We start from the raw sequence: 22,445 nt of genomic DNA, 5'->3' as shown, positions 1-22,445 counted from the left end.
AACAATCAACCCCGGAATGCCTGTGGACAGTAAAAAAACCGAGCGCCTCAAGCTTATTCAACAAGCCCTGCAAGACCAGAGCGCCATTCACCTGCGCGAAATGGCAGCCTTGCTGGACGTTTCGGAGATGACCCTGCGCCGCGACCTGAGCAAGTACACCAACCACTTGCGCCTGCTCGGCGGCTACATCACCAAAATCCACGATGGCAACGAACCCAGCGATTACCGCGTGGCCGAACAGGACACCCGGCACGTCGAGGAAAAACGCCGGATCGGCAAACTGGCCGCCGGTTTCATCAAGCCTGGCGACACGGTGTTTTTCGATTGCGGCACCACCACGCCTTTCGTGGTGGATTTCATTCCCGACGAGCTGGAGTTCACCGCCGTGTGCAATTCCCTGAACGTGCTGCTCAAACTCTCGCAAAAACCCAACTGCAACATCGTGGTGTGCGGCGGTACGTTCCACCGCAAGAACCAGGTATTCGAGAACCAGAGCGAAATAGGCATTCTCGATAGCGTGCGCCTGACCTGGGCCTTTGTATCGGCCGCCGGGATCAGCCAGGACTTCGGCGTGACCTGCTTCAATTTCAATGAAGTGGAGGTCAAGCAGAAGGTCCTGCGCCAGGCCCAGCAACGCTTGCTGCTGGCCGATCACAGCAAGTTCGACACCGTGCGCACAGCGCATTTCGCGGCGCTGGAAGACTTTCACTACGTGGTCAGTGACAAGAAAATCCCCAAGGCCTACCGCGACGCCATTACCGCCAGCGGTGCGCAATTGATCATCTGACCAGGGCTTGTTGCTCCGTCGCGCTAAGGTAACCGGTGGTGACGCTGAACGCCGCCGTGTCCCCCGCCGCCAACGAGCGCACATGGCCCTTGGCGGACTCCGCCCGATAGCCTTCCGGCTCACAGGTGGCGGGCAATACGAACGCCGCCACCTGCTGATCGGCGTTGTGCAAGATCCAGCGCGCAGCATGCTGGAATTGGTCGGGTCGATAACCGGTGTAGAACGCCGCGCCATCCGGACGGCTCAGCAGAAAATGCGCATGACCGGATGCGTCGGCGCGTACGCCGTCGAAGAAGAACACGATTTCCGGATCGTAAAGCTCCGGCCGGTCCAGGCACTGAAACTGTTCAGGCTCCCGCGCCAACTGCTCCATGTAAGCGCTCCACGCCGGCGTCGGCTTCACATGCGCCGGAATACTGCTGCGCAAGCGCACACGGTCGAAACCCAGAGGCTCGATGAATCGACCACCTTCGACGTAGGCGTAATTCATGTGCGCCATGTACATCAGGTCCATCGGTTTGGCCGCCAGGTTGGTTACCTGCATGTCGATGTCGAACAACCCCGAATCGCCACGCAACGTCACGCTCGGGCTCGCCCGATAGCGATCGCCAAAACCTTGCACATATTCGTACTCGCCACCCAGGCGCAGATAAGGTCCGGCGCTGTCCTCACCCACCTCCAGCCAGGCACGGTCCATGGCCGCGCAAGGCATCTCGCCGTGCAGCGGATGATCATCTTCCGGGCCCGGACAGCCATTGCGCAGCAGGCCGCTATGAAACATGAAACAACCGTAGGTGCCGATCACTGTCGGGCTCGGTCGGGGCTGGCTGAACAGGTTTTTCATGGTCAGTTCGCAACCGTCGAACACGGCGGACCAGATCATCTGTCCCTGATATGGCAGCACCACCAGATGCCCGCGACTGTTCGCCAACTCCACGGCCAGCACACCACTGGGATAAACCCAGGCGCTGACCTTGAAGGCCTCGGATTCCAACAAGGTCCTGCGCGCTTCGCCAAACAGCGACGGATAGAGATTGATTCGCGTGTTCATGAGGCGACCACCGCACCTACCGGCGCCCGCTCGCTCTCGGAGTGCTTGAGGCAGCGCACCGCGTAGGCCACGATCACGATGAAGCACAGCAACGGCACGCTATAAGCCAGTTGCATGTTGCCGCCGCTGTAGTCGGACAGCAGGCCCTGGAAGATCGGAATCACCCCGCCACCGACGATGCTCATCACCAGCAGCGAACCGCCGACACCGGTGTCTTCGCCCAAACCGTCGATGGTCAGGCCGTAGATGGTAGGCCAGCACGGACCGAGGAACACGCTCACGCCCACCGCCGCATACACCGCCGTGATATTCGGCACGAGGATGGTGTAGGCCAGCAACAGGATGCACAGCACGCCGTACACCGCGAGTACCTTGGCCGGGTGCAGTTTGCGCATCAGTACGTTGGCGATCAGTTTGCCGACGAAGTACGCGGCGAATGTAGTCAGCAGGAACCACGAAGCGCTGCGCTCGTTCATGCCACCCAATTGCATGGCCAGGCGAATGGTGAAACTCCACACACCGACCTGGGCACCGACATACAGAAACTGCGCCAGCACACCGAAAGTGAAACGCGGATTGCGCCGCAACCGCGACAGGCTTTCACCCAGGCTGGTGGTTTTCTTGCTGACGGGCTGGTTGCCTTTGCAAGCAGGGAAACGGGTGATGGCGATCAAAATGAACATCAGCACCAGCACCGCGATCATCCATTTGTAAGGCAGCAACGTGGACTGGATCATTTGCAATTGCTGGATCGCTGCGTCCGAAGCGCTCATTTGAGTGAGTTGTTCGCGGGTCGCGTCGGTGTCCTTGAACATCACGAAGCTGCCGACATACACCCCGGCCATCGCACCAAACGGGTGGAATGTCTGGGAAATGTTCAGGCGACGGGTACCGGTTTCCCGTGGCCCCATCAATGTCGAATAGGTGTTGCAGGCGGTTTCCAGAAACGACAGCCCGGCCGCGATCACGAACAGCGCCAGCAGGAACATGCCGTACTTGGCGGTGGACGCCGCCGGGAAGAACAACAGGCAGCCGAACATATACAACATCAGGCCGATCAGGATGGTGGTCTTGTAGCTGAAACGGCGGACCACCAGTGCGGCCGGAATCGCCACGAAGAAATAGCCCAGGTAAAACGCCGACTGCACGAATGCCGTCTGGAAATCGCTGAGCAGGAACGCTTTCTTGAAATGCGCGATCAGCACGTCGTTCATGCTCGCGGCCGCCGCCCACAGCGCGAAAATGCTGCACAGCAGGATGAAGGCGAACCAGGGCGTGCGATTGAGGTAGAAACCGTCGGGCGTCTGTTGGAGCGGAGGCTTTGTCATTGTTGTTCTCCGTGGTGAGCTTGGGGAAAGTGCAGCCGTTGAATCACTCCGACGTCGAGACGCCGAAGCTGCGCTGGAATTGCGCGAATGCGGGTGCTTCCGGGTAGGACGTCTGGGTGCCGAGTCCTGTGACCGAGCAGGCTGAATACGCCACGGCCTGGGTCATCGCGGTGCGGATATCGCGGTCACGGCTCCAGTGATGGACGAAGCAACCGATGAAAGCATCTCCTGCGCCGGTGGTGTCTCGGGCAGCAACCCGCAGACCGGGGATCTGGAACTCGCCTTCCTCGCCGACATACAGCGCACCTTGCTGGCCGAGGGTCACGATGACATGGCGAATGCCGCTGCTGACCAAGGTCTGCGCGGCCTTGCGCGCTGACTCCGGCGAATCCACGACCTGGCCGGTGATCAATGCCAGCTCGGATTCGTTGGGCACCAGGAAATCCAGCTGCGCCAGATGTTCACGGCTCAGGCCCGACAAGGCCGGCGCCGGATTGAGCAGCACTGGAATCTGGTGCTCGCGGCCGAATTCGATGGCGTAGTAAACCGTTTCAACATTGATCTCCAGTTGCAGGACGATCAGCGAGCATTCCCGCAACGCCTGTGCGGCGGCCTCGATGTCTGCCGGGGCGAGATGCGCGTTGGCGCCTTTGACGATGAGGATGCTGTTGTGGGAGTCGGCCTGGACGAAAATCGGCGCCACGCCACTGGACACACCGGGCACGCGCTGCACATGGCGGGTGTCGATGCCAAAGCGCTGGAAATTGGCCAGGGTGTTGTCGGCAAACATGTCGTCGCCGACCTTGGTCAGCATCAGCACATCCGCCCCGAGCTTGGCCGCCGCCACTGCCTGATTGGCGCCCTTGCCGCCACAACCGAGGGCAAAACCCGGCGCTTCGAGTGTCTCGCCCTGGGCCGGCATCCGGTCAATGTAGGTAATCAGGTCGACCATGTTGCTGCCGATGACTGCGATCTTGCTCATTGCATTTCCCACCTTGATCCGGCTGGCCAGGCTTGGACCTGGCGTTTTTGTTTTGTTATTTAAATAACATTTTGTGTGAATATTCAATCTTTTTTATCGAGCGCCTCATGCTCGGTGGACGAGCGGCCTCCCACAAGTCGAAATTATTCCCGCCCGCGGCACGCATCTGTTAAAACGCGAACTTCATGTCTGTGCCCATGGATCACCCGATGCCCTCTGCCCTTCTCACTCGCCTGCGTCGACGCTGGCTGTCGCTGCTGTGCATGGCCGCGCTGGTTGTCGGCCTGCCTGTGAGTTGCGGCGCGCTCAAGTACAAAGAACGCGAGTTGCTGTTCCGCATCGAACCGGGCACGGCCGGCTGGTATCGCGGCTTGCCGCAGGATGTTCAGGAGTTCGACATCAAGCCTGCCGATTTCAAGGCCGGACAGAACCTGCATGCCTGGTGGTGGCCAGCCGCGCGTAAAGACGCGCCGTCGATTCTCTATCTGCACGGTGTGCGCTGGAACCTCACCGGCCAGGCCTTCCGCATCGAGCAGTTACGCGCCATGGGCTATTCGGTGTTGGCGATCGACTATCGAGGCTTCGGCCAGAGCAAAGGCGATCTGCCCTCGGAAGCCAGCGTCTACGAAGACGCCCGGGCGGCGTGGGAGCGTTTCACCGTGATGCAACCGGACGCCGGCAAACGCTTGATCTACGGCCACTCATTGGGTGGCGCGGTGGCCATAGATCTGGCGGCAGACCTGGCCGCGCAAGCGAAAAAGGAGCACGTCCCGGTGCCCGTACGCGGTCTGGTGATCGAGTCCACCTTCACCTCGCTGGGCGATGCCGTGGCGGAAGTGGCCGGCAACAACCTGCCGGTGAACTGGCTGCCGGTGCGCTGGTTGCTGTCGCAGAAATTCGATTCCATCGACAAGATCGTCGACATCGACATGCCGTTGCTGGTGGTCCATGGCCTGGCTGATCCGTTCATGCCATCGCGGTTCAGCCAGCAATTGTTCAATGCCGCCAACCAACCGAAACGCCTGTTGCTGATCCCCGGCGGGACGCACAACAACAGCATGAGCCTGGGCGGTACTCAGTATCGACAGGCACTGGAAGGCTTGATGCGGGCAAAACCGCAGATTGCCGGGCCGACGATCACACAGGGTTCCCAGGAATCCTGAGGCCTAGCGATAACCCCGCGCCTGCAAGTCGAACAACTGCGCATAACGCCCACCGGCCGCGACCAGCGTGTCATGATCGCCGCGCTCAAGGATCGCGCCCTGATCCAGCACAATGATGTGATCGGCATTGCGCACGCTGGAAAAACGATGGGAGATCAGCAGGGTCATGCGGTCCCGCGTGTGCTGGCTGAAATGCTCGAACACGGCCGCTTCCGCCGCCGGGTCGAGCGCCGAGGTCGGTTCGTCGAGAATCAGGATATCGGCGTTGCGGCGCATATAGGCACGGGACAGTGCGATCTTCTGCCACTGCCCGCCGGACAGTTCCTGCCCGCCGGCAAACCAGCGCCCCAGCTGCGTGGCATATCCGCGATCCAGACGCTCGATGAAAGGCGCGGCCATGCCTTCGCCGGCCGCTTGCTGCCAGCGCTGCTCATCGTTGAACGCCAGCGTGTCGCCGACACCGATGTTTTCGCCGACGGAAAACTGGTAGCGAATGTAATCCTGGAAGATCACGCCGATCCGCCGCCGCAACGCGTCCTCGTCCCACGCCTGCAGATCGCTGCCGTCGAGCAGAATACGCCCCTGATCGGGACGGTATAACCGGGTCAGCAGCTTGATCAGCGTGGTCTTGCCCGAACCGTTCTCCCCCACCAGCGCCACACTGTGCCCCGGCACGAGATGCAGATCGATACCTTCCAGCGCGGCACGGCTGGCGCCCGGATAACGGAAACCGACGTTCTCGAAACGCAGGCCATCGCCGGGAACCGCACCGACGGTGAGATGGCCAGTGTCGGCCACCACGGGTTCGGCCAGGTATTCATAGAGGCTGGACAGGTAGAGACCATCTTCATAAAGACCACTGATGGCGCTGAGACTACTGCTCACCGCCGTCTGACCCTGCTTGAACAGCACCAGGTACATGGTCATCTGGCCCAGGGTGATGCTGCCGTGCACCGTATCGACCACCACCCACGCATACGCCAGATAAAAAGCCGAGGTGCCCAACAGACCCAGAACAAAACCCCAGCCATCGCGGCGCAAGGTTAGCCGCCGGTCCTCGGCATACAGTCGGGCGAACGTGTCGCGATAGCGCTGCAACAACAGCGGCGCAAACCCGAACAGCTTGACCTCCTTGATGTAACCCTCATGGGAGAGCAGCGTCTCGATGTAAGTCTGCTGCCGGCTCTCCGGTGCACGTCGGGTGAACAGGCGAAAGGCATCCCCGGAAAAGTGCGCCTCGGCAAAAAATACCGGCAGCGCACCGACCACCAGCAACACCAGCGCCCACGGCGAAAAATGCACCAGCAATACACCGAAGCTGATCAGCACGATCAGGTTCTGGATCAGCCCCAGCGACTTCATCACCAGCGCCAACGGCCGGGTGGAGGCCTCACGCCGTACCCGAACCAGCTTGTCATAGAACTCGGAATTCTCGAACTGCACCAGCGATAGCGTCTGGGCCTTTTCCAGAATCATCGTGTTGACCTTCTGCCCCAACTGCACCCGCAACAGTGACTGCTGGACCGACAGCGCACGCTGGGTAGCGGACAGCAATGCCAGCACCCCCGCCTCAAACAACACGTAACGCACCACTGGCCACAACGGCGCACTGCCCTGCTGCGCATGCAACTGCATGGCGAAGACCACCGCGTCGACAATCCGCTGCCCCAGCCATGCCGCCAACGCCGGCAGGACCCCCGCGATCAGGGTTGCCAGCACCAGGCCGAGGAACAACCCACGGGACGTGCCCCAGACCAGCAGCAAGGCACGTCCCGCCTGGTCGAGAAGCGTGGTGAAGCGCTCAAAAACCAGGCTCACGCCTCAGACTCCGCCAAAGGCTCGACTCGCGCCCCCTGAAAACGCGCCCGATACCGCCCAGGACTCTCCCCCGTCCACTTCTTGAACGCGCGATGAAACGCGCTCGGTTCCTGAAAGCCCAATTGCTCGGCGATGTCGCTGATGCTCGCGCGGCTTTCACGTAATTGCTCGAAGGCCACCGCGCGGCGCACTTCGTCTTTGATCTCCTGATAGGAACAACCTTCACGCTCCAGTTTGCGGCGGAAGGTGCTGGGGCTCAGGTGTTGTTCGAGGGCGAAGGCCTGCAAGGTCGGCCAATGGCTGTAATGGCTGTTGCGCAAGCGCTGATGGACTTGTGATGCGAGGCCGTGCTGGTTGCGGAAGCGGATCACCAGCCATTGCGGTGCGGTGCGCAGGAAGACTTTGAGCGAGGCCAAATCCTGGACCACCGGCAGTCGCAGGTAGTGACTGGCGAATTCGATTTCGGTGCGCTCGGCGCCGAAGGTCAGGTTCGGTCCCCACAACAAGCGGTCGTCGCTGAGGGACAGCCGCTCGTGGCGAAAGTCCGCGCGGTCGATGGGAATGCGCCGGCCACCGAGCCAGCACAACAAACTGATCATCAACACCAGGAACGTTTCTTCGCCGAAACGGCTGGCGTCATCGTTCGCCGCCTGACTGTCCAGGCTGATGACCGCTCGTTTACCACGCACGGTCAGCGTGCCGCGAAAGTCGCGCAGGAACAGGGCGAAGTTGACCAGGCACTGGCGCATCGCTTTGTGCAGATCGGGTTCCTGGATCAGCGCGCGGCATATCAGCGCGAATGCGCCTGGCGGCATGCCATGGGAGTCGAGCCCGAAGAATTCGTCGTTCAGTTCACGGATCTGGATCAGCCACAACGCCGCAAAGGCATTGGCCGGCACCCGCGCCGTGGGCTGTTGCACCAGCGCCGGATCGATGCCAGCCTGTTCCAGCACGGTCCGCACGCGCTGCGGATCGTCACCCATCCCGTGGATCATTGCCTGCACGAAGTAGGCGGCCACCGAGTCCTTTTCCCGCATGTGAACGCTACTCTCCCCGTCATTTGAAATGGCAAAAAACGCCAGTGCCGTTGAACAGTTTCGGCATAGGACAACCGCCCCGCCGGCTCTAGACTCGCGGCAATAGTACGCCTTCGGCCGCCAACTCGGCCAAGGTATCGCAGGGTTTGAGCGGAAGGACGGCAACATGAATCTGCAAAACATTGGCGTGATCGGCGCCGGCACCATGGGTAACGGAATTGCGCAGGTCTGCGCCCTGGCCGGTTTCAACGTGACCTTGCTCGACATCTCCGAGAGCGCGTTGCAAAAAGCCGTCGCCACCGTCGGCAAAAACCTCGATCGGCAGATCGCCAAGGACACCCTGACGCCCGAGCAGAAAAACGCCGCCCTCGACAAGATCCGCACCAGTACCGATTACAGCAGTTTGCACAACGCGCAACTGGTGATCGAAGCGGCCACCGAAAACCTCGAACTGAAGCTGCGGGTGCTGCAACAGATCGCGGCGCAAGTCAGCGCCGATTGCGTGATCGCTTCCAACACTTCGTCGCTGTCGATCACCCAACTCGCCGCCAGTGTCAGCCAGCCCGAGCGTTTCATCGGCCTGCACTTTTTCAACCCGGTGCCGGTGATGGGCCTGATCGAAGTCATTCGCGGCCTGCAAACCAGCGATGCCACCCACGCGTTGGCGCTGGACATGGCGACCACGCTGGGCAAGACCGCGATCACCGCCGGCAACCGTCCGGGGTTCGTGGTCAACCGGATTCTGGTGCCGATGATCAACGAAGCGATCCTGGTGTTCCAGGAAGGCCTGGCCAGCGCCGAAGACATCGACGCCGGCATGCGCCTGGGCTGCAACCAGCCGATCGGCCCGCTGGCACTGGCGGACCTGATCGGCCTCGACACCCTGCTGGCGATCATGCAAGCCTTCTACGACGGCTTCAACGACAGCAAATATCGCCCGGCGCCACTGCTCAAGGAAATGGTTGCCGCCGGTTACCTGGGTCGCAAATCGGGGCGCGGCTTCCATGCCTATGCCTGAGCGTTGTTCACGTTTCGCCGAGTACCGGGACAAGGTGCTGGAGTTGTTTGCCAGCAAGGGTTTCGGTCAGGTCGGCATGCGTGAACTCGCCACATGTCTGGGGCTTTCCCCGGGCTCGCTGTATCACCACTACCCCAGCAAACAGCACTTGCTGCTCGACCTGATCGAAGAGTTCTACGAAGAGCTGTTGGCCACCCTGGGGCGTATCGAAAAAAAGGCCCCGGCCAAACGCGATCGGCTCAACAACCTGATCCGCGCACACCTGAACCTGCACCGCGACATGCCGTGGCATTTTCGCCTGGTGGAACGCGACAGCGGCTGCCTGAATGAAGAACAGCAGGCGCGGGTCCGGCAATTGCGCGAGCAGTACGAACGCCGGTTGCTGGTGATGCTCGGCGCGCGCTCGCGCTTTAGTGATTCGGGGCAACTGGCGGCCGGCCATGCGATTGCGGCCCTGCTCAACAACGCGCCCAGCTGGCTGACACCCCATGCGCTTGACGAACAAGAGCATGATGAACTGCTGGAAAATCTGGTGAGCGGTGCCATCGAACGCGTGCTGGCGCCACGGCGTCCGAACGAAGCAATAAGCCTCGCCCGGTCTATCGATAAAACATCTAAAAAAACCCAGGCTCCCATCGCGATTTAGCGCTTTGCTTGCCCAGTCAATCTCATCGGAATTCGCCCATGAACGCGGCGTCCAATCCGGTGTGCCCTTCAATGACCGGGAGCAAATCATGAAAATCAATCCGTATCTCATCTTCAACGGCGACTGCCGCGCCGCCTTCACGTTTTACCAACAGTGCCTGCAAGGCAAGCTGGAAGCGATGATGACGTTCGGCGAAACACCCGCCGCCGAGCATGTGCCGAAGGAACATCACAACCTGATCATTCACACCTGCCTGAAAGTTGGCGATCAGATGCTGATGGCTTCGGACACCACGCCCGACCGCCCGACCCCGGGCATGAGCGGCTGCTCGATTTCGCTGAATGTCGACAGCATCGCTGAAGCCGAGGGGGTGTTTAAGGCGCTGTCGGACGGCGGCAGAATCGAGATGCCGCTGGAAGCCACTTTCTGGGCAGCACGCTTCGGCATGTTGGTCGACCGCTTCGGCGTCTCGTGGATGGTCAACTGTGAAAAGGATCAGTAAGAAGCCTTCCTGATCACCGATGTTAACCGCATGAAACAGCCCAACCTGCAAGGGTTGGGCTTTCTGGCAACTCCCGGGCTGTCTGCTACCGTCAACATGCCACCCGCCGCATAGCAGCGGATTGTCCGGAGGATTCCAACATGCCCGTGTCCTGGTCTGCCCGTTTCAAATTATCGCTATTGGCTGGCGGGCTCACCGCCACCCTGCTCGCACTCAGTGGTTGCACGAGTATCGATGCTCAGACTACCGCCTACGTCGGCGTCGAACATCCGGCACCAACCCTGCCCAGCGAAGTCGTCGTGCTGCGCTCCGAACCCCTGCGCCCGCACATTCGTTTAGGTGAAGTGCTGATCGACGCCAGTGTCGACCCCGCTCCGCCCATCACAGAAGTAGAAGCGAAACTGCGGGATGAAGCGGCCAAGCTCGGTGGCGATGCCGTGGTGGTGGTCTATGACCATATCGGGCCGGTGGGCGCCTACCTCAACGGACCGCTGTGGGCTCGGGATGTGCAGACCATAAACGGCCGAAAGCTCAAGGGCATTGTCATCAAATACCGCTAGCTTTCTCGTAACCCGCAGTCATCCTCTACGGGGTTGAGTTTCACTGTCCTGGCGATTGCCCTCATCATTTTTCCTGTGATTGGGCCTGATCGCGACCACGCCAACCCTGCCTCCACGCCAAAAGCGCGCTCAATACGATAGGGCCCTCAGCCCAGATCGAAATCAAGACATTTACAGTTTCGGAAGATACCCACCTATTTCCGAGAATCGCCCTACATACACTCCCTTTTCGTCTAAAGCAAAGTGTCTTTTCTGAACTTTTCAGTTTTTTCGACACCGAATTTTATCTAGCCATCTGACACTCATCGATTTGGCGTCATGAGTGGTTCTTGAATTAGACAGAAACAGGAAGCATATGAACCGTGTAATCTACAATACATTTATGGAGCCATGGCATATAGCCTTCACCAGCCTCTGGCTAATCCCGGCTTTTTCGTTTATCTGGTTGATTTCCCCAGAAAATCCGACGATGCAAGAGGCTGAACTCTGGTCAACTGTCGGCATGATCGGCACCTTGGCTTACTTGTTCATAACCAGCATTGCCGTTCATCGAACTATCGTACATACGTACGTTTTTTTCATCGCCTGCATATCGCTCTTCATTGGCGGCCGCTTCATCGCCTACGCCATGGGATTTGATCTCTCGATACTGGAAATGGAGAGTAATTTCTTTTCTGTCCAAAGACCAGACTTCGTAACCATTGAATTAACCGAAAATGAAGCACTTCGCCTAACTCTTTACATCGTTACCTGCCTTCTCGCCATACACGCGGGGTACATGTTTTCAATATGGAAAAGTACAAACAAGACCGAGCACCTAATCGATCCAAAGTGGACCAAGACCCTGCAGATCCCTGCAATCATACTTGCCACATTGTCCACCGCAGCCTTTCTACTTAGTTTCCCTGAAGCTCATCGAATAGTTCAAAGCAGTGGTTACACCTCGCTGTACACCTCAGCGTCGACCGATTTCACTATGCGCGGAAGCACAGCAGCGCAATACGGACTTTTACTCGCTCTCGGCCTGGCATTCGCCTCAAGAACCAAATGGCTGGGTTGGTGTGTCCTCGGCCTGCTGGCAATCTATTACGCGGCCAATCTGAAACTTGGAATTCGCGGCGGAATAATGGGATTTTCTTTACTCTGCGTGTGGTTATTTCATGTAAAAATAAAGCGCATTGACCGAATTGCACTGGTAGGCATTCCGATCGTACTTGCCAGCATACTCATGTTGGCCGCACTCGGACCCCGCAATCCTTACTTTGGTGAAAATACAGCGGTATTTTTGCCTTGGTTCATCGACAATCAAGGGTTAACAGCACTCTATATCCATGCCGCGACACAAGTTGAAAGCTATCCCACCCTTGCTTATCTCCATAGCGTTTTTCCGGCAACACCAACGATCGCTACATTTTTCGGCATGAACGTCCCGTTGGACCAACTATATTTTGGGCAATTTCTTTCAAAGGCACTACTTTCGGGCGATGCGTACCAAAAAGGATTTGGTATGGGTTGGTCGTTATTTTCAGACTTCTACGCATACACCCTATGGATTCCAGGCATGTATTTGATTGCTGCGGCAGGGTTCGGGGTAGTTTTATCCAGATTGGTAAACTCCAGGAATCCACTCGTTTTCGGTGCGCATGTAATGATTTTCGTCAAAGTCATGCTGCTTCCCAGGACCGGGTTATATAGCGTCGTACCATTCCTGATTGCTTACGCCGCCATCGTGGGAGCCTGCTATCTCCTCAACCGCGTTTCTCAGCGCAACATGTTGACGGTCAAGAAGCGAAATTCGGAAACCAGAAGCTGACATTTACAAAACATTCAAACCCCGCATTCCGCTCGTGCGCGCTAGGGCTTCAAGACTGTCGAAATTCCGGGGATACCACTTGAGGTAATCCCCGGACTTCTATCCAGCTTTTCAAAGATCCGATTTTTGACGACTACCGCACAAATCACCATATAAAGCATAAAGACTGGCTGACGCAGCATGAAATGGGCACCGGAAAAAATCATCAGAACAATCAATGTTGTTAGCGAAAATGGATCTCGCGCCTTTATAGCTCCAGCTATCAACCAAAGATACAACACAGCAAAAATTATCAATCCTGCAATACCCGCCTGGGTTAGCAGATCCAATAACAAATTGTGAGCCTCCTGCCTTGCTTGCGGATTATCCAGATAGGAGAACGCTCCAGGTCCATGACCAAACACCGGGGATAGCGTCCAAACCTCCAATGCATGAACCCATAATGTTTTGCGCACACCTGCTTTGTTTGGATCCATCCCGACTCCGAAGGTAGAGTCAGATTTCCCTAGCGCAAGTGGAACTTTAATTTCTTTAGTTATAGCATCATGTTCGAAAGACAGTGCAAAACCAGAAATTGCTTTCGTATTTTCTTTTTTGAGATCCCGTTCAGCTATGACGTCGCTTTCCCGCTCAGCGACAACCGCCCGAACCGATTCGAAAACTTGTTGACCAGGCCCATCAAAAATAAACTTAAACGATATAAAAGCCAGAATAAATGCCGCAATCAACGCTCCAAAAAATCTCCAATTAATATTGGGTAACCAGCGCCATACTATCATTGTCAACAATGGGATCCCAATACACCATGCCAAAAGCAGCGCATCGCTTCTTACACACAGTCCCAAAAAAAAGAAAAGCCACAAAAAAGCAAACTTCTTAACGAACCGCCAACCTTGCCAATGACTGTTCTGAGAAATAGCAGCCAGCCAGATTGGAATAGGCAGTAAAAACAATGCGAGCTGGTTAGGGTTCATCGACCAGGCAGCTACACGGGATGGATAATAGGTGGTATTGATTTCCAATAAGTCCGAAAACCAGATGCTGCCAAGTAAAAAAATCAACAGCGGTATGAAAAGCAAGACAACCGGAATTGTCGCCATAGCCCTCATAAATCTTTGAAACTCAAACTGATCCAAGCCGCCCACATAGGACAATGCTATTAGCGTAAAGCCTGCGGTGTATAAATAGGCAATCGCTGTATGTATTGCCCCCTCCCCACGGATGGAACCAACAAAAAAGCCAATCATTGTCGTTGCAATGAAGGCAAACCAAAACAACATGAGGGGATGCTTAACATTTTGCATGAAGACATTGCGGCGAATAATTGCAAAAGAAGCAAAGAGCACAGTGATTTCCGCCATGCCTATAGGCAGGCCCGGAAAGCGAAGCATGGTTGAAACTGACAGGAAAGCCACCAACGCCGCTAACACGGGAATTACACTTTTCTTATTCATTTAAAATACCGTGGACATTGCTCTGTTTACCAGCAAGGAACTGGTCCAGTATCCCAAGTGCAGACAGTCACATAAGAGCCGCACACCTCATCTCCAGCAAGTGCTTAGGGCCACAGAAAATCTGAAAGTTCACTAGCTTGGAAACGCTGCACGCCAGCGAGGCGACGGTAAATTCTTAGACAAAGAGTTTGTTTGATTAAAACTCGGCGCTCCATTCATTTCACTTGCGTCCAGCATAGCTTCAAACTCACACCTTACCCTTGCGCTGGGCAACCTTTCGTCGCAAATAACGCGGCTAGGGAAAGCATATGCCAGCGTCTGGCGTAGCCTTTGCAGCTGGCCGTCGTAGCCGCCCCAGAACGACATAATTCTGACACGGCAGCACTTCAAACTCATGCTTAAGGACTCCAGCAGTACGCTTGGTCAGTCACCGGAGATGTAACGTGTCAACTCTCAATGAAATCGCAGCGAACCACGCGAGAATGGCCAAGGCAAAAGAAGTCGAGGCAACCGGGCTGAGTGAGCGACAGCTTCAGATAGTGGGTAGTTTTGAAATCCCGTCCCTGGAACCGCAACAACAGGTTCCGCTGCACCTGATTGCTGGCGCGCAGGAAGGCCATCTTGGGCAGGCCGTTGGTTTTATGATTTGAGGCCGTGACGGGGATCTGGCGGTTACCCTCATTGCGCCTTAGTGGATTTATGCCTGACCTTCACAGGTGCCTGCTCTTTGATAAAAAAAGAGGAGATCGCTAGCTGCAAGGCAACGATAAAAATGAAAACCGGCTCGATCAGCCACCGAAAATACAGAGCCGCTCCCCAGCAAACCATCAGAACCGCGGCAGCGATGCGTCGCTGCCGTTTCGAAATCCGCTTCGAAACTTTTGCAGTCGATGCGATTGTCGCTGTATACCATCTCATTCCGTTCAGTCCAGAGTGCGCTTCATTGCGGCGGGTATCAGAACCTGGGTGGACATTTTTAATACAGACATGAAAAAGCCCAACCTTTTCAGATTGGGCCAAGTCATTGAAAAATATGGTCGGGACGGAGTGATTCGAACACTCGACCCCTAGCACCCCATGAAGGTAACCTCATTTCCAGCGGCGTCTAAAAATATCCGCTAAAGCCAGCAAAATAGGCCACTTCAGAAAAATTGACTGCTTCCAATCTTCTATTACCGTCCAGTAATATCCTCCAAAATCCAGTCAGAATTGGCAACCAATTGGCAACTGCTTGGTAACCATGGATTGGTTCTCTATTTGCGGGGGTACTACAATGGCGAACATTACCGACCGACAAATGTCTGCCAAGCCAGGGGCTTCGGATCGCTGGCTCAGTGAGACGATCATATGGGGGCATGGCAGCCTAGTCGCAAGGATCACTCCATCTGGTGAGCGGCTTTTTTATTTTCGCTATATGGACAGCCAGGGCAAAAGAGCTACCTACCCGATAGGCAGCTATAGCCGGGATGGAGGCGGCATGATGACCCTGGCAGACGCTAGAAAACGGGCCGCAGAACTTGCAACCTTGCACAAAAACGGCACGAGAGACATCCGCGAATTCGTCGAAGCCGAGCAGACAACAGCTGAAGCAGCTCGCAATGCCGAATTAGCACGAATGGAAAAAGAAAGAGCCGAAGCGGAAGCCGCCGTCGCCGCCCTTGCCGCCCGACAGACTGTCACCGCATTGTTCGAGCGCTGGATGATGATCGATATTGCCAACCGTAAGGACGGGGGAGCCGAAGTACGTCGAATGTTTGAGAAAGATGTGCTTCCTTCGATCGGAAATCGTTTTGTTGCTGACGTAAAAAAAAGCCACGTTACCGAAGTAACGGACGCAATGTTAGCACGGGGTGTTAACCGAGCAGCGAAGATAGCCTTTTCCCTTATGCGCCAGATGTTCCGATTTGCAGTAGACCGGGATTTGATCGAACACGACCCCACCGCCAGCATTAGAAAGGCGAAGATTGGGCAAAAGGATACAGAGCGTGATCGCGTACTGAGCGACGAGGAAATTAAGCAACTCGCAAAAAAAATCCATGATGCCAGACTTCTGATTACTACAGAAGTTGCGATATGGATCGCCCTCGCTACCTGTTGTCGCATTGGTGAGCTCTTAGGAGCCCGCTGGGAAGATATCAACCTGGAATCCAAGACTTGGATCATCCCCGCCCAGAACAGTAAAAATGGTAAACCACACCTGATTTATCTCTCTGACTTTGCTGTTCGCCAATTCGAACGAGTGAAAACCATCAACGGCAAATCTACGTGGTGCTACCCCAACACTGACAACAGTGGCCCTGTTTCTAGTAAGACAGTTACCAAACAGCTTGGCGATCGACAGCGACAGCCGGATCAAGGCGTTATGAGCCGCCGCAGCGCCAAACCTAATGCGCTACTCCTAGCGGGCGGTAAGTGGACCCCTCATGATCTGCGCCGCACTGGAGCCACATTGATGACCGCTCTGGGGGTAATCCCCGAGGTTGCCGAACGCTGTCTAAATCACACTGAAGAAAAAAAGATTAAGCGAATATACCAACGACATAGCTACGCCAAAGAGATGACTGAAGCTTGGGTCCTGCTCGGCGAGCACCTTGACTCAATAACGGGGTCAGATGCCGAAAATATTACTCCTATAGCGGCAAAACATTAATCCGAAGATTTATGCGACAGTGGCGACCAATCCAAAGGAGGCGCAAATGCGTGGCTTCAAAGATGACCAAAATAAAAACCTATTCATAAATTTTGACCCGTTCATGTCCTTCTCTGAAGGACAACCCGGAGTTAAAAATAAATCTTTCATAAATAAAAGCGGAGAAAGCAATTCTGCACACCAGAACCTTTGGAGGATTGGTCGTGAGGCATACTGCTTCATGGTTAAATGCTTTGGCATCCCCCCTTCTGAAAATGAATTTTATTGGCTAGCCGACGAAATAATAAACTTTGAAAAAAATGAAAACTGGCTAGATCTTGTCAATTATGCAATAAATCACGGCAACAATAGTCTCCAGTTCGACAGGGACTCCCCTCCAATAAAAGACGTAAGAACCGTAGTTAATGCATCAAATTATGACGAGGGATGGTTTACAAATGTAACAATGCAAATCTTGAAACCTCTCATTATAAACCGCTCCGTAGACTACCTTGCTATCCCTGATATTGAGGGGTTTCTTTGGGGACTAAGCCTCCTTTGGATAGACGATACTCTTAGCGACTTCCAACGTGGCGTGATGGATAGTACAGCACTAGATTGCGTTCAACGCTCAGCAACCTCAGCGATGATTTTTAGGGAAGCAATAGAGTCAAGCCGCGCAGCAGTAAGTGCAACAAATAGACGAGGAGCCACGGCAAAAAATGCGCCCACAAACGCACTTAAAGAGCATTTTTTAAACGAATGGCGCTTGGCCGGACAAGAGTATAATGGAATATCAGATTTCGCACGAATTATTAGCGCTAGAGATGGAATAAAACTCGACCAACGCACACTAAGAAAATGGATTTCAGAGGACAACAAGCAGCGACAACCCCGTTAGAACTGTACACTCTGCGCGCAGAGTGTACATCTTGCACGCTCACTGATCTTTTAAAGATCTTAATCCCTACATACCTTGCCTAGCTATGAATCCACTACGCGCTACCTAGCGCTACGGAGCTTAGCTAATGCAAAACGCAAATAATTTTCGACGCATTATGCGTCTGCCCGAAGTAATTGAAGCCACGGGCTATCGTCGCGCGTCTATTTACAACTTAATGAAGACCGGGAAATTTCCACGCGCCAGGAGCATCGGTGCGAGGGCAGTTGGATGGGACAGCCAAGAAATTCACATTTGGATAACTGAACGCCTCGACGCGGCTCAATGAGCCACGTCTTATGCAAAGACAAGATGCCGCAGAACTATTTCAAAAGCGTCTTAGTAGACGTCCATACTGCAGTAATGATCTGACTACCGAGGGAATTTACCGCCTTCCTCTTTCGAGCGCTCTGTTACATAAACTAATTCAACCTAACTCATCAGGTCTAATTTCGAATCTTGTATTCGACATCGATAGACTTGGCGGTGCTCTGGACTGGAGCGATCGCAATGCTCCGCCACCTAGCATAGCGATGATGAACCCGACCAACGGACACGCGCACTTAATCTATCTGCTGGCAACACCTGTGCCGGTATCAGACGTTGCCCGAGTCAAGCCTGCAAAATATTTGGCTGCAATTCAGGAGGGCCTACGCCGCAGGCTTGATGCAGACAGGTGCTATGCGGGCTTGATTGTGAAGAATCCAATGCATGACCATTGGATTACCCGGCAATGGGCTTATGCGCCCTACCAACTTGACGATTTGGCGGACTACATAGACCTGCCCTCCCCAGCAGAGATGAAATGCCGCAGCCGGCAGTTTGACTATGCAGGTCTTGGCCGCAATTGCACCGTTTTTGAGATCGTACGCAAGCAGGCCTACAGCGCCGTTCGCGACTATTGGCGGCCGGGTGGAGGCCCCTCCTTTGCCGCATCCGTACTGAATTTAGTTTTGGTTGCAAATCACACCGAAATAGGCAATCCGATGCAGTTGAGCGAGTGCCGGACGATCGCGCGAAGCATCAGCAAATGGACATGGGAGCGGTTCACACCTACCGAGTTCCGAGCGATACAGTCCGCCAGAGGGAGAAGGAAAGGCTCCGTGATACGGGAGCAGTTGCTACCCATGGCTAAATCGATGGTGGGCGAAGGTAAAAGCTTACGCGACGTTGCACGCACGCTTGGGGTTCACCACCAAACAATCAAAAGCTGGCTCAACAAATAGGTGGATAAAAGCCATATCAGATATAGAGCAGGAATTGGCTGCTGATGAGGTAAAAAAGCCGGCAAACCTCCGAGCTCATGTACGTGACACGCTTCAGAGCGCGCTGACTCTGTATGGAGGATAAGGAGTGCAACGGCCGCACTCGTTTCCGGAATAGCCAAGCAGAAAACTCAGCCCGGCAAAACAAGCTGCATCGATCAAGCAGCCCCCGTGAATCGCTCTGCTAACGGCAAATTCGCTAACCCTCCACCGGTCAACCTGCCGTGCTCCAGATCGAACGGCAGAACCCAAAGCTTCAGCTTGTCTGAGAATACGAACGGCTCATCCAATGCAAAAGCAAAGCGTTCGGTCTTTGGATAAATCAGCACCATTTCACCAGTGCCTTTCAGATAGGTTTGCCCGTACGCAAACAGCTGATAGAAATCGGCCTGGCTCAGCCCGTACTTACTTGAACGGTCAGCGCGGTTGATCAACTTCCACTTGGCATCCATCACCCAGGTTTGATTGTCATGCTCAAGCAGAAAATCTGGTTTGAGCTTGAACATAGGTTTGTCCTGATGTGTGCATAGCGAGTATCTGGCGCGTTGAGGCAGCAGACGCACTCCCTCGACCAACTGCTCGCGCAGCAACACCTCAACATACTGCTCGAACAATTTCTCCATCGGAAACAGCATGCTTATACCCCGCCATTCTCCGCTCACAGATAAAGGCGACTGCTCACCCAGAATCAATTCGCACCAGGGTTTGATCGGCTGGTAATGCGCCATGAGTTGTTCGTTGCGCCACAACTTGAAGTCTTCGCGCTTGTCAGTGCTTGAAGGCACATCTGTCAGTACGCCTCGAAGCTCGTGAGCCAGCCTCCAGTTTTCCGGCGCTTGAGTGCTCTTGCACACCCGCTCCAATGCCAGCTTCAACAAGCGGTTTTCTGGACGGTTCGGTAGAAATACATCATGGCGAATCTGGAAACGATGCTGGCGTCCAGGTGGCTGACGCATCTGTGCCGTTACATTGAGCTGCCCCCGCAGAAAGCGTTGCTCTTCCTCGACGCGCTGATAATCGAAACGTATACCGCGCTTGATCAGATAATCCAGCCCCTCCAGAAACTGACGCATCACCCATTCCGACAAGGGCGCGTTGAACAGCTTCAAATTTGCCGCACCAACCTCTCGCGTAGGCAGCTTCAAAGCAGCCTGAATCATCCGCTGCAAAAGATCCCGACTGTCCTCCAGGCAATCAAGACGCTCGGTATGCTTAGGAAGGATTTCCAGTTGCGTGCCGCAGGGTGTTTCTATCACCCCAACGTAACTATCGAGCTTAAGCGAGCGCCGCCCCTCGACCAACAACAAGGTTGCGCCGGACTTGCTGAACGAAGCGCTCAACTCGCAAAGCCAGTCGAATGCACTAACGGAGACCTGAGCACAGTCCAGCGAACTCTCGATCGGCTCAGTCGTCAACCGAGCGTATTCTCGAACGGTGACCTGTGTGATCACGCCTCTTCACCCAAAAGCGTTTCCATGAAGTCTTCCGTCGTTGCCTGCACTTTGATGATGCCGGTGTAGGCCGAAACTCTTTCGAAGGCGTCGTCGTTAATGGTCCAAGGCAGGTTGTGCACCGACACATTTACATTGGCGCCGAACAACGACTGTACGTCCCGCTTACGCTGGTAAACAAAACGATCGCCTGTACTCTTGCGATGATCGTTAAGGACCCACTGAATGCGCTGCCAGTCCTCGAAGAAATACTCCTGCAACAGCGGCAGAATCTGGTTGCGGAAGATCAGCCCAAGCTTATCCAAGGGATCATCGGCCTTCAGCGACATAAAGTAGGCATGGCCCAAGCAATGATCGCGGTCCAGCAATACTTCGATACGCTGGTTCATCACGCGCAGCAGTTGGCCGATGTTCACTCCCTCGACTGCCAAATCATCCAGCAGCTCCGGTTGTGGGGGCATTTCACGGAAATTGAAGCGTCGGCGCAGGGCAATGTCCAGTCCGGACAGCGAGCGGTCTGCCGTATTCATCGTGCCGATAAGATAAACATTTCCCGGCACATTGAACGGACGCTTCGAATAGGGCAGCTCGACGCTCAGAGCTTCTGCCGCACCTTCGCGCTTGGAGGGTTCAATCAAGGTGATCAATTCACCAAAAATGCGCGAGACATTGCCACGATTGATCTCGTCGATGATCAACACATGAGGTATTCGCTGGTTGCTGATGGCGATCGATGGCATCTGCGGCTTCACCCCCTGCTTTTCGAGGTAACTCAGCAGGTCAGCCCAACCGAAGCGCCCCATCGGATAGACCGTCTTGAGTGTAAACTGTCGGTTGTCATTGAGCGGCAAAATCGATTGCTTCACCTCCCGGTACAACCAGTTCACTGAACGGACGTGCTGATAATCGCTAATGACGCCTGCGGGTGCGTTCTCCTCGTAGCGATAATCACTGGTGACCACGCCCACGGCTCCAATCTGATCAGCCGAGTGGATGCACAGCAGAATGTCGCCAACAACCATTTCCCCGCCGAAGTAACTCAGCGTGCCTTTATCGCCCGAACCCAAGTTCTGGTAATAAGGGTTCTGATCGGGGTCTTGCCGGAGGTCACCTGTTTTGCCCCAACCGATTCGTGCCTCACCATTGTCCAGGCAGTAGGACTTGGTCTGGGAGCTTCCCGAGCCATTAATCGAAATTTTCCAGATACGCGGATTGCCGCGAATGCCGGTTTCGGACTGAACGCCTTGAGTGCGGGCGTCATCGCACAAGCGCTTGAATACGCCTGGCTCGACCATGTACTGAAGCTGCTTGTCTTCGTCGTCGCTGACAGCACGCAGGCCTTCAACGAAATCCTCATAGCTGAAACTCTGGTGGAAGGTCACGAAACGAATCTGACCATCTGTTGACAGCTCATCGAATCGTTTCTTGAGCTCTTCTCGATTCTCGCCATTGGCAATCAAACATTCCGGATCGAGAATTTCCAGCGCGGCATCAATGGTCGCGTAGGTTTTACCGGTGCCAGGCGGGCCGTAAAAAATCTGGTTCAAAGCCGGAGAGTACGACCGAGCAACCAACCCTTTAACTGCTTCGACACCACCAGGCAGGGCTAGCTGTTTTTGGTAAACCAGCCACTGCTTGAGCCCATTCTGAACGTTATTACTATTGCTGGCGCCAATCAGCGCGTGCTCGCCCTGAGGGCCGTACAACTGATAAATCCCGGCTAGCTCATCGCTATCGCAGATCTCGAAAACATCTTTTTTTAAGTGTTTGGAAACCGTGTTAACACCGGATAAATAGGAACTGGCAGTGTTCGGCGTCTTGCCCGTTGCACGCAGCCAGTCCTTGAATTCTTTTTTTGGCAACTATGAATACTCCAGAATTTTATCGGTTCCTGCGAAAGCAGCTACCGGAGATCAAGCACGGCAGAAAAAACCGCGCTTTTTTGTGTAACCATTCAAGTTAGCGCTCTTCCGTTTGGTAGAGAAGCCGAGTGTTGTCCAA

20 protein-coding genes are annotated in these 22,445 nt (G+C 55.1%); 12 read left to right on the top strand and 8 right to left on the bottom strand.

Annotated elements, in window-relative coordinates:
* Positions 1-16 precede the first annotated feature (16 nt).
* Positions 17-787, top strand: a complete 771-nt coding sequence (gene deoR / locus V6Z53_RS13260; protein WP_338585959.1) for a DNA-binding transcriptional repressor DeoR — start codon at positions 17-19, stop codon at positions 785-787.
* On the opposite strand, the gene V6Z53_RS13255 is transcribed toward deoR, so the two are convergent.
* Genes V6Z53_RS13255 through rbsK form a run of 3 tightly spaced genes read right to left on the bottom strand, consistent with a single transcriptional unit; the run spans position 780 to position 4,148 of the window.
* Positions 780-1,838, bottom strand: a complete 1,059-nt coding sequence (locus V6Z53_RS13255; protein ID WP_338585958.1) for an aldose 1-epimerase family protein — start codon at positions 1,836-1,838, stop codon at positions 780-782. The two genes, deoR and V6Z53_RS13255, sit on opposite strands and share 8 nt — an antisense overlap.
* Positions 1,835-3,166, bottom strand: a complete 1,332-nt coding sequence (gene fucP / locus V6Z53_RS13250) for an L-fucose:H+ symporter permease (protein ID WP_338585957.1) — start codon at positions 3,164-3,166, stop codon at positions 1,835-1,837. Before fucP ends, V6Z53_RS13255 begins: the two co-directional genes overlap by 4 nt.
* A 43-nt stretch (positions 3,167-3,209) precedes the next feature.
* Positions 3,210-4,148 (bottom strand): ribokinase, encoded by a 939-nt coding sequence (rbsK, locus tag V6Z53_RS13245; protein WP_338585956.1) that lies wholly within the window; start codon positions 4,146-4,148, stop codon positions 3,210-3,212.
* 209 nt (positions 4,149-4,357) lie between these two features.
* Here rbsK and V6Z53_RS13240 point away from each other — a divergent pair, with 209 nt between their 5' ends.
* Entirely contained in the window at positions 4,358-5,311 is a 954-nt protein-coding gene (locus V6Z53_RS13240) for an alpha/beta hydrolase (protein ID WP_338585955.1), read from the top strand.
* 3 nt (positions 5,312-5,314) lie between these two features.
* Here V6Z53_RS13240 and V6Z53_RS13235 read toward each other — a convergent pair whose 3' ends face one another.
* Positions 5,315-7,129, bottom strand: coding sequence for an ABC transporter ATP-binding protein (locus V6Z53_RS13235; RefSeq protein WP_338585954.1), 1,815 nt, complete (start codon positions 7,127-7,129; stop codon positions 5,315-5,317).
* Positions 7,126-8,166 carry an AraC family transcriptional regulator gene (locus V6Z53_RS13230; protein ID WP_338585952.1) on the bottom strand — a complete coding sequence of 347 codons (1,041 nt, stop codon included), beginning with the start codon at positions 8,164-8,166 and terminating at the stop codon, positions 7,126-7,128. The genes V6Z53_RS13235 and V6Z53_RS13230 overlap by 4 nt, the downstream gene beginning before the upstream one ends.
* Positions 8,167-8,332: 166 nt before the next feature.
* Between V6Z53_RS13230 and V6Z53_RS13225 the strand changes: the two genes are divergently transcribed.
* The 5 genes from V6Z53_RS13225 to wzy all read left to right on the top strand — a co-directional run bounded on the left by V6Z53_RS13225 (position 8,333) and on the right by wzy (position 12,705).
* Positions 8,333-9,184 carry a 3-hydroxybutyryl-CoA dehydrogenase gene (locus V6Z53_RS13225; RefSeq protein ID WP_338585951.1) on the top strand — a complete coding sequence of 284 codons (852 nt, stop codon included), beginning with the start codon at positions 8,333-8,335 and terminating at the stop codon, positions 9,182-9,184.
* Complete coding sequence (locus V6Z53_RS13220) at positions 9,171-9,830, top strand: TetR/AcrR family transcriptional regulator (protein WP_338585950.1); 660 nt, start codon at positions 9,171-9,173, stop codon at positions 9,828-9,830. The genes V6Z53_RS13225 and V6Z53_RS13220 overlap by 14 nt, the downstream gene beginning before the upstream one ends.
* 88 nt (positions 9,831-9,918) lie before the next feature.
* Positions 9,919-10,332, top strand: coding sequence for a VOC family protein (locus V6Z53_RS13215; RefSeq protein WP_338585949.1), 414 nt, complete (start codon positions 9,919-9,921; stop codon positions 10,330-10,332).
* Between the two features lie 140 nt (positions 10,333-10,472).
* Positions 10,473-10,892: a hypothetical protein gene (locus V6Z53_RS13210; RefSeq protein ID WP_338585948.1), complete on the top strand. Its 420-nt coding sequence runs from the start codon at positions 10,473-10,475 to the stop codon at positions 10,890-10,892.
* 355 nt (positions 10,893-11,247) lie between these two features.
* Positions 11,248-12,705, top strand: a complete 1,458-nt coding sequence (gene wzy, locus V6Z53_RS13205; RefSeq protein WP_338585947.1) for an O-antigen polysaccharide polymerase Wzy — start codon at positions 11,248-11,250, stop codon at positions 12,703-12,705.
* Positions 12,706-12,746: 41 nt separating this feature from the next.
* Here wzy and V6Z53_RS13200 read toward each other — a convergent pair whose 3' ends face one another.
* Complete coding sequence (locus tag V6Z53_RS13200) at positions 12,747-14,159, bottom strand: O-antigen ligase family protein (protein WP_338585945.1); 1,413 nt, start codon at positions 14,157-14,159, stop codon at positions 12,747-12,749.
* A 443-nt stretch (positions 14,160-14,602) separates the two neighbouring features.
* Here V6Z53_RS13200 and V6Z53_RS13195 point away from each other — a divergent pair, with 443 nt between their 5' ends.
* The 5 genes from V6Z53_RS13195 to V6Z53_RS13175 all read left to right on the top strand — a co-directional run bounded on the left by V6Z53_RS13195 (position 14,603) and on the right by V6Z53_RS13175 (position 18,954).
* On the top strand, positions 14,603-14,809 hold the full coding sequence (locus V6Z53_RS13195) for a hypothetical protein (protein WP_338585944.1): 207 nt from the start codon (positions 14,603-14,605) through the stop codon (positions 14,807-14,809).
* A gap of 623 nt (positions 14,810-15,432) precedes the next feature.
* Complete coding sequence (locus V6Z53_RS13190; protein WP_338585943.1) at positions 15,433-16,809, top strand: tyrosine-type recombinase/integrase; 1,377 nt, start codon at positions 15,433-15,435, stop codon at positions 16,807-16,809.
* Positions 16,810-16,855: 46 nt separating this feature from the next.
* On the top strand, positions 16,856-17,689 hold the full coding sequence (locus V6Z53_RS13185; RefSeq protein WP_338585942.1) for a hypothetical protein: 834 nt from the start codon (positions 16,856-16,858) through the stop codon (positions 17,687-17,689).
* A gap of 127 nt (positions 17,690-17,816) precedes the next feature.
* A complete protein-coding gene (locus tag V6Z53_RS13180; protein ID WP_338585941.1) occupies positions 17,817-18,017 on the top strand; it encodes an AlpA family phage regulatory protein in 201 nt (66 codons plus the stop codon).
* A 10-nt stretch (positions 18,018-18,027) separates the two neighbouring features.
* Positions 18,028-18,954 (top strand): replication initiation protein, encoded by a 927-nt coding sequence (locus tag V6Z53_RS13175; RefSeq protein WP_338585940.1) that lies wholly within the window; start codon positions 18,028-18,030, stop codon positions 18,952-18,954.
* Between the two features lie 197 nt (positions 18,955-19,151).
* On the opposite strand, the gene V6Z53_RS13170 is transcribed toward V6Z53_RS13175, so the two are convergent.
* Positions 19,152-20,444 (bottom strand): McrC family protein, encoded by a 1,293-nt coding sequence (locus V6Z53_RS13170; protein ID WP_338585939.1) that lies wholly within the window; start codon positions 20,442-20,444, stop codon positions 19,152-19,154.
* On the bottom strand, positions 20,441-22,306 hold the full coding sequence (locus tag V6Z53_RS13165) for an AAA family ATPase (RefSeq protein WP_338585938.1): 1,866 nt from the start codon (positions 22,304-22,306) through the stop codon (positions 20,441-20,443). The genes V6Z53_RS13170 and V6Z53_RS13165 overlap by 4 nt, the downstream gene beginning before the upstream one ends.
* Between the last annotated feature and the right edge of the window lie 139 nt (positions 22,307-22,445).

It is taken from the genome of Pseudomonas sp. MAG733B (genome assembly GCF_036884845.1).
Taxonomy (GTDB): Bacteria; Pseudomonadota; Gammaproteobacteria; order Pseudomonadales; family Pseudomonadaceae; genus Aquipseudomonas.
This window is presented reverse-complemented; position numbering and strand designations above follow the sequence as displayed.